Source organism: Winogradskyella sp. MIT101101 (assembly GCF_047126865.1).
GTDB classification, from domain to species: Bacteria; Bacteroidota; Bacteroidia; order Flavobacteriales; family Flavobacteriaceae; genus Winogradskyella; species Winogradskyella ouciana.
This window is the reverse complement of the sequence record NZ_CP138982.1, coordinates 2,391,009-2,403,221: the sequence shown is the minus strand read 5'-3', so window position 1 is coordinate 2,403,221 and position 12,213 is coordinate 2,391,009. Positions and strand designations below refer to the sequence as shown.

Sequence of the window (12,213 nt, the reverse complement as noted above, 5' to 3'; positions counted from 1 at the left end):
AATCTCTTGCGCTATATCTAAAAAAGATCCCGAAACAAGTTCGGGACTAACGAAAAAATCCCGCGCCAACGAGATTACTATGCAAATATATAAAATATTTACGGTATAGCTGAAATAATCGTAAATTGAGCCACAAAATTTTGTAATGAAAAAACTACTTATTATCCTTTCTATACTCTTATTTACATGCAATAGCGATGACAGCGCAAGAAGCAATTGTAACTTCTTATTTGATGCTGGAGTTAACCTCACTGTTAATACTAATTTACCACAGTTTAATCAATTACAGTTTCCTGGTAATGGTGTTTACGTTTCCGGACAAGGCAACAATGGTATATGGCTTTGGCGCTTAAACTCATCTACACTTTATGCTTGGGAAGCAGCTGACCCAAGTCATGCTCCTGCCGCATGTTCAACACTTACAGATTCTGGGGTTGGTGATATTGTGGTTTGTGGTTGTGATGATGAGAATCAATATAGTTTAGCAACTGGTTTAGGTCTTGAGGGAAATACACAACCCTGTACGTTAGTGCCATACAGGGTTGATGATGTTGGTAATAATACCTATGTAGTTTCTAACTAAAAATTCAATGTTACTCCCATTAAAAAATTGGTTGTGGCCTGTGGGTAAAATCCAGAGAAAAAACCAGTTGAAATACCTGTCGGGCTACTAGGATCTTCAAAATCAAAAGAACCAAAGTAACCGTTTGACACATACTTTTCGTTAAAAATATTATTTACCAAACCGGTAAACACAATAGATTCAAAAATTGAATTTGTTTTAAGTGTGTAGTTGATGTTAAAGTCATTCACAAAGAAACTATCTAATTTTGAATCAGGATTTTCTGTATTTCCCATAAACTGCTCTCCCACATACTTACTCAATAATGACATTTGAAGGTTGTCTATAGGTCGAAATACTATAGCATTCGCTGCAACTATATCTGGCGAGAATGAAATATCTGTCTTTCCTAAATTCTGTAGTTCTCCATTTAAGGACACAATGGTTTCTTTAGTTTTATTAGAGCTAATCGTCATGTTTGGTTGTAACGTTAGCTTAGGTGTTACAGGAATAATTGCCTCTAACTCTAATCCCAGGCGATAGCTTTCACCACTATTGGTTCTAATTGGGTTACCAACATCATCTAACCGCCCTGAAAGTACCAACTGTTGGTTATACAGCATATAATAGGCGTTGGCATTAAACGTAAAGTTGCCTTTTTTGTGTCTCCAACCGAGCTCAAAGTCATTGAGTTGTTCAGGTTTTATATTGGGATTGCTTTCAAAATCCGTTCTGTTGGGTTCTCTATTTGCTCTGGCATAAGAAAAATAGAGGCTATTAGACGTATTTAAGTCGTAAGTAATACCAGCCTTTGGATTGAAAAACGTAAAATCTTTATCTACTTCAAAATCTACTAAATCAGATGTATTTCCGAAGGTTTTATACGTTACATTCCTAACCTGTAAATCTCCGTACAAACTCACATTTTCGTTAAACTGGTAATTGGCTTTTGTAAAAACCGACAAATCATTCTTTAGGCTATTACCATCGTAATAACGATCTCGTATTTCACTTTGGCTTGCAAACTCTGCCCAAATCACTTCGCCAAAATGGTCGCCATCGTAATGACTGAATGATCCACCGAAGATCATATCGAGTTTATCATTTTTATAGTTGGCACTTGCATTAATAACATAAAAGTCATTATCTAACCAACGACGACGAATTAAATCTGTAGTATTAACCGTCTCTCCATCAACAGTCAATTCTTCAAAACCATAAGTTGAAAAATCATCGTCCTCTCTAAACTGCTCAAAATAGCCACGACCATAGGTGTAATTTAAGCCCAAGGTTGTTGACCAATTGTTGTTGTATTTCTGATTCCAGTGTAATTGGTAATGGTCTTGGCTGTAATTATCTACCTCATTATCGTAGAACTGTGTGTTTCCATCATCATCTGTATAGATTCCGGCAAAATTGAAAGTTCGGTCATTAGCTAAAGTCTCTGCATCAATACCATACCAAGCTTGGTAGGTGACTTCATTACCACCAAAAGCAATAGCTTTAATTAAGGTATTAGTATCAATGTATGACGCTTGCAAGAAATATGATTTTAAATCTGCTGAAGCTCTATCGATATAACCGTCTGATGAAATATTAGATAATCGACCAGCTATCTCAATGTGGTCATTAAGTAATCCCGTACTAAACTTTACGGTATGCTTTCTGGTATTATAACTTCCGAAGGAATTAGAAATTTCACCTGAAGCTTCTTTAGAAACAGCGTCAGTCAATACATTGATACTCGCACCAAATGCTCCTGATCCGTTAGTTGATGTCCCAACACCACGTTGCAACTGTAAACTTTCAACCGAAGATGCAAAGTCACCCAGATTCACCCAAAACGTACCCAAAGATTCGGCATCGTTATACGGAATCCCATTTATGGTAACATTGGTTGATTGCGGGCTCACACCTCTCACTCTAATACCTGTATAACCAATACCTGCACCAGCATCTGTTGTTGTAACTACTGAAGGTAAAAAGTTTAACAAAACCGGAATATCTTGCCCTAGATTACGCTTTGCGATTTCCTTTTTGGTGACATTAGAATGTGTAATTGGTGCTTTTTCCGTTACACGAACGGCTTTTACAAGAACTTCGTCTAGTTTTTCAACTTTTGTGGTGTCTTGTTGTTTTTCTTGTCCGTAAGCTGAACAAAGGCTCATTAAAAATAATAAAATAAAAATGTGGAATGTGGATTCCTGCCTTCGCAGGAATAACAAATTTGTGAATAAATTTTTCATCACGACTATAAGTTTATAATCGAATAAAAAGAGGTCATTATTCTTGGTTAATATTGATTTTATTGAGCGTTTTACTAGTTTAATAAGGTATGTCAGTTTTATTTTGAACCTTATATGAATAATTCTAGGTCATATCTGATTCAGAAGTAAAACCAACATTGATGACCTAATCGCACTCGCTAAAAATGTCCAATGGACATTTTTTTAACACTCGCTTCCTAAACAGCATTACCTGTTCTAGGTTCAATGGGTATGATCTCAGCCAAATGGATTTACGATTTTAGATTTTAGATTTTAGATTTTAGAATCTTGTAATTCATCAATCGTCAATCTCAAATCGTCATTCGTCAATCAATCAAGCACCCCTTTTTTGAGAACGCTGCAAAGATAGTAACAAATGATAATTTGCAAATGATTATTGACTAATTATTTTAATCAATTTTTGGCGGTTTACGATTTGCTTTCTTTTCGGAATTCTTACGTTTGTTTTCTAAACGTTTTCGTTTTACAGCTTTTGGGATTTTGGTTGGTTTTCTTTCTTTATCTTCTTTTAGACCTTCCTCAACTAGTTCTAAAAAACGTTGGGTTACTAAAGCTTTATTTCTAAACTGGCTTCGACTCTCATCAGAGCTTAAGATGAGTACTCCCTTTTTATTTAATCGGTTACTGAAAAATGCTCTTAAAAGTTCTTTTTCTTCTTCGTTGAAGACCGAAGATGCTTCTAAGTCAAAATACAGTACAACTTTAGATGCTACTTTGTTGACGTTTTGCCCACCGCTTCCTGAGCTTCTGACGGCTTTATACGTTAATTCAGATTTTAAAGCTTCTGCATCCACTACGACTTTATTTGATGTGGTGCTTTTAGCAAATCATTTACGGTTTTCACTGGATTGAATGAAATGATAGGTACCTCAACAAAAATAGTGTTCCAGAATGCCATACTACCATTCCACAATCCAGGCAGCTCCAGTGCTTTTAGGTCCTTGCCAACTTTGGTTTTCATAGTTATAAAAGCCGCATTATGATCGACGAAGTTTTCGAGATTAAATTTTTCGCCTTTATAGTTCTTAACTCCACAAACCAAATCCACTGGATTAAAATGTGTGGCATTGGTTAAAATATCTTTCTGTGATTTATTCTTTAAATTAATCTGTGCCGACTCCACAATCTGTAAGGATAGGTTACCATACATATCTCTTACCCAAAATGGACCTCCACCTGGTTCTCCCTCATTTTTTACCATACCGCAAATTCGGATAGGTCTGTTGAGCTTTTCCCGTAAATACTCTATCTTATATTCATCCTGATATTTTTGGTATTCACTAGAGATTTTAATCATCATGTCTTGTGAAAGAAATTCCTCAATTTCGGCAAAATCACCACCCGAAATTGTTTGCTTATCTAACAATTGCAAATACTCAAATGTTTTGGATTGTAGTTTTAATAGAATTCCCGCAAGTACTTTTTTGTATTTTGCTACTTCATGTTTGTAATCCTTTACTACTACATTATCAATATTCTTAATAAAGATAATATCTGCTTCAATGGCATTAAGATTCCTTAATAAAGCCCCATGACCAGAGGGTCTAAATAACAGACTATCATCATCTTCTCTAAACGGTTCATTATCTAAAGTCACCGCAATGGTGTCCGTTGATTCGTGTTGATAAGAAAATGAAATATTGAAAGAAACTCCAGTGCTATTTTCCACGTATTCCTCGATACGCTTAAATTCCTTATCAAACTTATCCTTGTAACGTTCTGAAATGGTAAAGTGTAGCTCAGCTGTATTGTCTGTTGAAGCATAAAGTGCCGCTTCATACAAGTGTTCTTCAAATGCTGTAGAAATGTGACTACTACGATATTTGTGAAATGGCAATAATCCTTTTGGTTGATTTCCAAAATTTAACTGCTTCTCATCGAGCATGGCATGAACAAAATGCCAGGTTTTTTTACTATCTGATAGGTTTTCAAAATCCACTCCTTTTGATTCCAATCGCTCTATAACTTGAGCATAAAATGGGAACTTTTCTAACCCAACCATAAACAATGACATTTCTTTCAGCTTACTTTTGTTGATGTAAGAATTAATGGATTGTTCTTCCGGGTTGTATTCCTTTAAAAATTTATACAAAAATTTGAACATCCGTGTGGCTGCACCTGAAGCTGGCACAAATTTCACAAGATCTAAGCTATCCTTTTGTGCATCAAATCTTGCCACATTGTCCTCAATGCTATTCTCGGACAAGCCAATAATACCGTTATCTATGGTTGCGGCTTTAGCAATATTTGCAAAAGGAATTTCGGTTTTAAAAAGTTCAATCTGGGATTCAACTTGCTTCACTGTTAATCCTTTAGCTTCAATTTGTTTTATATCTTTTTCTGTAAAGCTCATTTTTTATTCTGTAGTAGGTTATCTATATGCTTAACAGCTAATTTAAGTCGTTCCTCTTTAGTTCCTTTTAACAAAACGTAAGGTCTATTATACGTTTTTAGAGCGGACTCAAAAGCTTTGAACATACGTTCTCTTTCATTGGGTCTGTCTCTTAAATCGTCTGCTTCCCAAGGTGTGTCAATATAAGTTAAAAAATAAAGGGCGTACGAATTTTTTAGAGCATATGTTTCTAAAATCGGGTCACATGTACCTGAGTAATAGGCTTCACTGTACACTTTGGTTTCGAGTAAATCGGTATCACAAACTAAAACCGAATCCGTTTTTTGAGCCAGTTCATTTTCGAGTTTCATTTGGCCTATTGCTATTGGAAGCAAATCTTTGGGCTCACAGGTTTTGCGTTCGTTATTCCATTTGTCTTGAAGATACTCTCGCGCATATTCTGGCACCCAAACCGAATTGTAATGTCTGGCCAACTGACGCGATAATGTCGTTTTTCCTGTGGATTCAGGTCCAAACAAAACGACTTTTATACAGTTACTAGGTTGTTGTTTAAGTGCTTCTTCCATGCTAAATAACCAAATATTGCAATTACAGTAAATCCTAAATATTGAAAACTTGTAAATGTAAATCCTTTATAAAAATACAAAGGTACAGATATGACATCTCCAATAATCCAGAATATCCAATTTTCTATTTTTCGTCTCGCCATAAGCCACATGCCAACAAAAAATGTTGCTGTTGTTATGGTATCGATATAGGCCACCCAACCATTCCATTTGTCAAATGTTTTATAGACGGCAAAAACAAATAACAGCGTTGCAATAAAAATGCCTAGACTTAGCTTTTTTTCTATTACAGTCGTCGTAGATATAGGTGTGACATGGGTTTCATCTACTTTTCGAGTCCATATATACCAACCGTAAACGCTCATAATAAAATAATAACCGTTGATCATCATATCGCCCAACAATTCCCATTTAAAAAGCAGATACACAAAAATTATGGTACTTAACATACCTGTTGGGAACACCCAAATCTTATTTTGCTTAGAAAACCAAACGGATAGGAATCCAAATACAACAGCTATAATTTCTAAAGCTATATCTGTGGTCTGGTATTCGGCATATTGAGCGAAAAAAAAATCAAAAATCTGGTTCATAATCGCTTCGGTCGGTTTTTACGATTTTCATGTTCAATACGGCAATTTCAATTTCTAAAAATGACTTCTTTATTTCTCGAGTTAAAAAAGGCATTAGCGTATCATAATCACCATAAATCTGTGTGCTCAATGGATTTTCTAAAACCTTGAATTCTGAAGCTCTCAGTGCTTTTATAAAGTCGATGATATGCGATTCGTAATCGTCCTTTAGTGGTGTTAGTGTTAGTTCTATTGATATTTTCATGGTACTTGCCGCAAAAGCGGTAATCTTTTTATTAATATTCTTATTTATGTGATGCTGAACTACATTCAGAATGACAATTTACTTTTGCAAATTGTCAAAAAATGCTTCATCTTCTTCAAAAGCAGTCCCTATTACTACTACATCTGCTCCTGCCTTGTAAGCCGATTCTAATTCTGTCTTAGACCTAATTCCACCACCAACAATCAATGGGATATTTAGTTCTCGCTTTACTTTTGAAATGATTTCTGGTTCAATAGCATGTGTTGCTCCACTGCCAGCTTCGAGGTAAATGAGTTTCATGCCTAATAATTCTCCTGCTTTGGCGGTATCCACTATATTTTGAATATCATTTCGTTGCAATGGTTTGGTCTGGCTTACGCGTTCTACTGACGTTTCTTTTCCGTTTTCAATTAAAATATAGCCACACGGAATTACCTCTAAACCTGTTTGCTTTAATCTTGAAACAGCTTCGACGTGTTTTCCTATTAAATACTCTGGATTTCTACCAGAAATTAATGACAGAAATAAAATGCCATCAGCTTTATCCGTAATTTGAATAACATCACCAGGAAATAAAATCACAGGTAGTTTTGTGTGCTTTTTGATTTCTTTAACCAATACCTCTGTCACACCTTCACCTACTTCACTTCCACCAACAAAAATGTGTGTTGCCATAGATGTGTTTACCTTATGGATGAAACCTTCAACATGCTCAATACTCATTTTATCTGGGTCAATGAGAACGGCTAAGTTTTTCTTTCCGTCATTTAAAGATGCAACGATATTTTTATAGAGACTTTGCATTAAGGAACCACATAAGCACAAGTAAACCCTTCAAACTCTAAAAAGGCTGTATTATACCTGTATTTTTTATCTTCATAATCAATCCATGCTACTGTTTCTCCATCTTTCAACATAAACGGAATGACTAAAAAATGGTCTTTAAAAACCATTCCTGGTGTAGCAAAGAGTTTATAAAGTGATTCTTTTACACACCAAATAACCGTTAATCTTCTAATGTAGTCTTCAGAATTCTTATTCAAATAATCGAATTCATAATCCACAAATTTATGGGCTATAATACTGATTTTATCACGTTGTTTTTCTATGTCAATTCCAACTTCTTTATCACTAATAATCACTCCAGAAAATGTAAATGAATGCGTAATGGAAATGTGCTTACCATCTTTAAGATGTGGCTTACCGTTTTCATCATAATACAAATCCTGGTCCGTATAACCGAATTCCCGCAGCAAATGCCTAACACTTAAAAAACCACGTTGGTGCAGTTCGCTTTTCATACCTAAAACACGTTCTAGGCTGTTTGGTTTTAGATCCAAGGGCTTCATTAAATCGTGGTAAGACTCTTCAATCTTCCAGATTTTAACAGTAGTTTGTGAGTTTACGCTAATGGATTTATACAGTGGCATTTAATATTCTGAAAGCTATTGATTATCTTTGCACTGCCTAAGGCAGATTTGGCATTTTTTGGTAAGCGAATTTAACCATTTCAATGTGAAACCCAAAGGCAGGAACAATTTTAAAAATTAGACAAAAAATAATATGAGTACAAAAACAGTTGCTTACGTGCCTAACAAGGTAAAAGACATGTCGCTCGCGGCTTGGGGAAGAAAAGAAATTGAATTAGCAGAAGCAGAAATGCCAGGTTTAATGAGTCTTCGAGAAGAATACAAAAACGAACAACCTTTAAAAGGTGCTCGTATTGCAGGGTGTTTGCACATGACCATACAAACTGCAGTTTTAATCGAAACCTTACAGGCTTTAGGTGCTGAAGTCACTTGGAGTTCTTGTAATATTTTTTCAACTCAAGATCAAGCTGCTGCTGCAGTAGCCGCTGCAGGAACTGCCGTTTACGCTTGGAAAGATATGACGGAAGAAGAGTTTGATTGGTGTATTGAACAAACTTTATTTTTTGGTGAAGACAGACAACCGTTGAACATGATATTGGACGATGGTGGTGATTTAACCAATATGGTTTTAGACAAGTATCCTGAATTGGCTTCTGGAATCAAAGGCCTTTCTGAGGAAACTACAACTGGAGTTCACAGATTGTATGAGCGTGTAAAGAATGGAACTTTACCTATGCCAGCAATTAACGTTAATGATTCAGTGACTAAGTCGAAATTTGATAATAAATATGGTTGTAAAGAATCTGCAGTAGATGCGATTCGTAGAGCAACTGACCTTATGTTAGCTGGTAAGCGTGTAACCGTTTGTGGTTATGGTGATGTTGGTAAAGGAACAGCCGCTTCTTTTAAAGGTGCTGGTAGTATTGTTACCATTACTGAAATTGACCCAATCTGTGCGTTACAAGCAGCCATGGACGGTTTTGAAGTAAAGAAACTGGAAACGGTTGTAGGTAACTCTGATATCGTAATCACAACAACAGGAAATAAAGACATTGTACGCGCTGAGCACTTTAAGGCGATGAAAGACAAAACCATAGTGTGTAACATTGGGCATTTTGATAATGAAATCCAGATGGCTTGGTTAAACGACAACTATGGTGATACCAAAAACACTATTAAGCCACAAGTTGATAAATACACCATTGATGGTAAGGATATCATTGTATTGGCTGAAGGTCGTTTGGTAAATCTTGGTTGCGCAACTGGCCACCCAAGTTTTGTAATGAGTAATTCATTTACCAACCAAACCTTGGCTCAAATTGAACTTTGGAATAATTCTGAAGCCTACAAGAACGACGTGTACATGTTACCTAAGCACTTAGATGAAAAAGTTGCAAAGTTACACTTAGAAAAAATTGGTGTTGAGCTTACGGAATTAAAAGAAGACCAAGCAAAATATATTGGTGTTAATGTTGAAGGCCCTTATAAGCCTGAGCATTACAGATATTAATGTCATTCCTGCGAAAGCAGGAATCTCATAATCGAAAAATCCCAAACTTTAGAGTTTGGGATTTTTTTATTTACCTTAACAAAAAACATTCCAACTATGCCATCAACCAAAACCCTAAGCAACTACATCTCTCAAATTGAAAGTCATATTCCAAAACACGAATACATTAATCCTAAAGTTTCAAAATCATCCATTGGCTGGCATTTGGATCATAGCTTAAAAGTGATAAACAGCGTTATTGACACTTTAGAAAAATCTAACCCAGCAGAGTATAAAAATAATTTTAGCTTTTTGGGGAAAGTGTTTTTTACCCTCGGGTTCTTTCCAAGAGGAAAAGCAAAAGCACCAAAATACGTTTTACCACCAGATCATATTACAAAAGAGGATTTGTTAGCTCAATTGGAAACAACAAAAACCAATATTGATGTCATTAAAAAATTAGACAACAATGCTTATTTTAAGCATCCCTTGTTTGGACATATTAATACTAAAAGAGTCAATCGTTTTTTGATGTTGCACACCAATCATCATTTAAAAATTATTAGGGATATTTTGAATGAACGTTAATAAAAAATGATTGTGAATAACTAAACTTTTATTTCATGACATTTTATTTTTTTATTCTGAACAATATATTATTTTCGTAACCATATATAAGGTTGTATAATATGGTTATAAAAGAATATTATTCTGTTTCTGAAGCAGCAGAAATTTTAGGAAGAAACCCTGAAACCCTCAGGCGGTGGGATAATGAGGACAAATTAAAAGCTGTAAGAGAGCCTATGAGCAACTATAGGGTTTATAAAAAGGAGCAACTTGAGATGTTCCCTGAATTTAAATCCTATTTTAACGAAGAAGACAAAGACAATGTTGTTGAACCCAAAAAGGATTATCATGTTTTAGAGCTTTTTGCAGGTGCTGGAGGTCTCGCCATAGGTTTAGAAAAAGCTGGGATAAAATGTAAAGCCTTAAATGAAATTGACAAATGGGCTTGTAAAACTTTAAGAACAAATAGACCGAATTGGAATGTCATTGAAGAGGATATCAAAAATATCGATTTCACAGGATTTAAGAATGAAGTTGATGTTGTCACTGGTGGTTTTCCGTGTCAGGCATTTAGTTATGCGGGTAAAAAATTAGGTCTTGAAGACGCTCGAGGAACGCTGTTTTATGAATTTGCCAGAGCAGTACAAGAAACGCAACCAAAAATTTGTATCGGAGAAAATGTTCGTGGGTTATTGAGTCACGACAATGGAAAAACACTTGAAGGCATGATGTCCATATTAGATGAAATAGGATACAATGTCGTTACTCCGGTTAAAGTTCTAAAAGCCATACACTACAACGTCCCTCAAAAAAGAGAGCGACTTATTCTAGTAGCAATTAGAAAGGATATTGAAGTAAATTATTCTTATCCAAAGCCATTTTCAGAAATATACACATTAAAAGACGCACTAAAAAAGGGAAAACTTTTTGATAAAAAAGTGCCAAAATCCGATGGTGCAAAATATCCAGAACATAAGAAAAAGGTTTTAGATTTAGTACCACCAAAAGGGTACTGGAGAGATTTGCCATTAAATATTCAAAAAGAATATATGCAGAAGAGTTTTTATTTAGGAGGAGGAAAAACAGGTATGGCGCGAAGAATAGGTTGGGACGAACCTTGCCTTACTTTAACATGCAGTCCTGCCCAAAAACAAACGGAGCGTTGTCACCCTGATGAAACCAGACCATTTACTGTTAGGGAATATGCTAGAATTCAAACTTTTCCAGACGAATGGAAATTTGAAGGTTCTGTTTCGCAGCAATACAAGCAGATAGGAAACGCCGTTCCTGTTAACTTGGCTAAGGAAATAGGCTATTCTATTATTTCTTTTTTGAATAAGGTTTACGAAGAAGAAGAAGAAGAAGAGGCAAACAAACAGACGGTCCAATCATTAGCTGTTTAAGCTATCAAAACCTTCGTAGTAATAGAAGTTTTCAAATGTAATTTCATCAAGAATATTTCTTTTTGCTTTTTTAGCACTTTCAGAAATATCGCTTAAAATAGTACCTTCTTTTGTTTTATTACTATCAATAGAGTTCAAAAAATCTTCGATTGCTGTTGGTAAAGATTTGTACAACTTAAAAAAAGCATTCGCATCTCCTGTTAACAATCCATAAAACTTGTCGCCAGAAATCATATAAACTCTACTATGGCTATACTCTTTACCATTAATAATTGATTCCCATTTTTTCACAAAGCTCTTTTTAGCTAAAATCTGTACTAAATAGCAAGTTGCTTGTTTATTGTCATCGGCAAATCTTGCCAGTTTTTGAAAAGCACTTTCAGCAGAACTACTGTTCATAGTGTTATGCTTATTTTTAACCTCAGCAAAAATTGAATCATCATCAGCTTTTATGTCATAACCGCTCAGTTTCCCACTCGAATAACCTTGAACACCTCCTAAAATTTCTTCATGAAAAGTGCCTATAGCGTTATTCACGGATTTATCAATCTGTCTAGCCATTTCCAATTTTATGAGATCCTCTTCAGAAATATCGTTGAATTTGGAATCGAAAGTCAACTTAAATGTGTCCACTTTATTATTATAAAATTTTCTTTTCGTAAATTCTTTTTTAGCTACTAAATAGGCATTGTATAAGTTGGAAATGCATTTTAATAAATGTTCGTCAGAAATGAAATCCAAATATGTGTGTTTTGATTGACTCATTATTTCTCTTAAA

General features: G+C 35.1%; 13 protein-coding genes. 4 read left to right on the top strand and 9 right to left on the bottom strand.

The window, feature by feature from the left end; translation table 11 throughout:
- Positions 1-145 precede the first annotated feature (145 nt).
- Positions 146-583, top strand: a complete 438-nt coding sequence (locus SIB89_RS10755; RefSeq protein ID WP_155088114.1) for a hypothetical protein — start codon at positions 146-148, stop codon at positions 581-583.
- On the opposite strand, the gene SIB89_RS10750 is transcribed toward SIB89_RS10755, so the two are convergent.
- From SIB89_RS10750 to SIB89_RS10715, 8 genes are all read right to left on the bottom strand, one after another.
- On the bottom strand, positions 580-2,808 hold the full coding sequence (locus tag SIB89_RS10750; protein ID WP_412559771.1) for a TonB-dependent receptor: 2,229 nt from the start codon (positions 2,806-2,808) through the stop codon (positions 580-582). The two genes, SIB89_RS10755 and SIB89_RS10750, sit on opposite strands and share 4 nt — an antisense overlap.
- A 431-nt stretch (positions 2,809-3,239) precedes the next feature.
- Entirely contained in the window at positions 3,240-3,644 is a 405-nt protein-coding gene (gene arfB, locus SIB89_RS10745; protein WP_412559770.1) for an alternative ribosome rescue aminoacyl-tRNA hydrolase ArfB, read from the bottom strand.
- Positions 3,644-5,203, bottom strand: a complete 1,560-nt coding sequence (locus tag SIB89_RS10740) for a DUF4301 family protein (RefSeq protein ID WP_412559769.1) — start codon at positions 5,201-5,203, stop codon at positions 3,644-3,646. Before SIB89_RS10740 ends, arfB begins: the two co-directional genes overlap by 1 nt.
- Complete coding sequence (locus SIB89_RS10735; RefSeq protein WP_412559768.1) at positions 5,200-5,769, bottom strand: AAA family ATPase; 570 nt, start codon at positions 5,767-5,769, stop codon at positions 5,200-5,202. The genes SIB89_RS10740 and SIB89_RS10735 overlap by 4 nt, the downstream gene beginning before the upstream one ends.
- Entirely contained in the window at positions 5,730-6,362 is a 633-nt protein-coding gene (pnuC, locus tag SIB89_RS10730; protein WP_412559767.1) for a nicotinamide riboside transporter PnuC, read from the bottom strand. Before pnuC ends, SIB89_RS10735 begins: the two co-directional genes overlap by 40 nt.
- Complete coding sequence (locus SIB89_RS10725; protein ID WP_412559766.1) at positions 6,346-6,606, bottom strand: hypothetical protein; 261 nt, start codon at positions 6,604-6,606, stop codon at positions 6,346-6,348. The genes pnuC and SIB89_RS10725 overlap by 17 nt, the downstream gene beginning before the upstream one ends.
- A 78-nt stretch (positions 6,607-6,684) precedes the next feature.
- Positions 6,685-7,410 carry a geranylgeranylglyceryl/heptaprenylglyceryl phosphate synthase gene (locus SIB89_RS10720; RefSeq protein ID WP_412559765.1) on the bottom strand — a complete coding sequence of 242 codons (726 nt, stop codon included), beginning with the start codon at positions 7,408-7,410 and terminating at the stop codon, positions 6,685-6,687.
- The gene (locus tag SIB89_RS10715; protein WP_412559764.1) at positions 7,410-8,036 is read right to left on the bottom strand and encodes a 4'-phosphopantetheinyl transferase family protein; all 627 of its coding nucleotides are present in this window, start codon (positions 8,034-8,036) and stop codon (positions 7,410-7,412) included. The genes SIB89_RS10720 and SIB89_RS10715 overlap by 1 nt, the downstream gene beginning before the upstream one ends.
- Positions 8,037-8,169: 133 nt before the next feature.
- Here SIB89_RS10715 and ahcY point away from each other — a divergent pair, with 133 nt between their 5' ends.
- From ahcY to dcm, 3 genes are all read left to right on the top strand, one after another.
- Entirely contained in the window at positions 8,170-9,486 is a 1,317-nt protein-coding gene (ahcY, locus tag SIB89_RS10710; protein WP_155088107.1) for an adenosylhomocysteinase, read from the top strand.
- Positions 9,487-9,582: 96 nt separating this feature from the next.
- Positions 9,583-10,053, top strand: coding sequence for a DUF1569 domain-containing protein (locus tag SIB89_RS10705; protein ID WP_412559763.1), 471 nt, complete (start codon positions 9,583-9,585; stop codon positions 10,051-10,053).
- Positions 10,054-10,154: 101 nt separating this feature from the next.
- Positions 10,155-11,435: a DNA (cytosine-5-)-methyltransferase gene (dcm, locus tag SIB89_RS10700; protein ID WP_412559762.1), complete on the top strand. Its 1,281-nt coding sequence runs from the start codon at positions 10,155-10,157 to the stop codon at positions 11,433-11,435.
- Here dcm and SIB89_RS10695 read toward each other — a convergent pair.
- Positions 11,424-12,200 (bottom strand): Eco47II family restriction endonuclease, encoded by a 777-nt coding sequence (locus tag SIB89_RS10695; protein ID WP_412559761.1) that lies wholly within the window; start codon positions 12,198-12,200, stop codon positions 11,424-11,426. The two genes, dcm and SIB89_RS10695, sit on opposite strands and share 12 nt — an antisense overlap.
- Positions 12,201-12,213 lie beyond the last annotated feature (13 nt).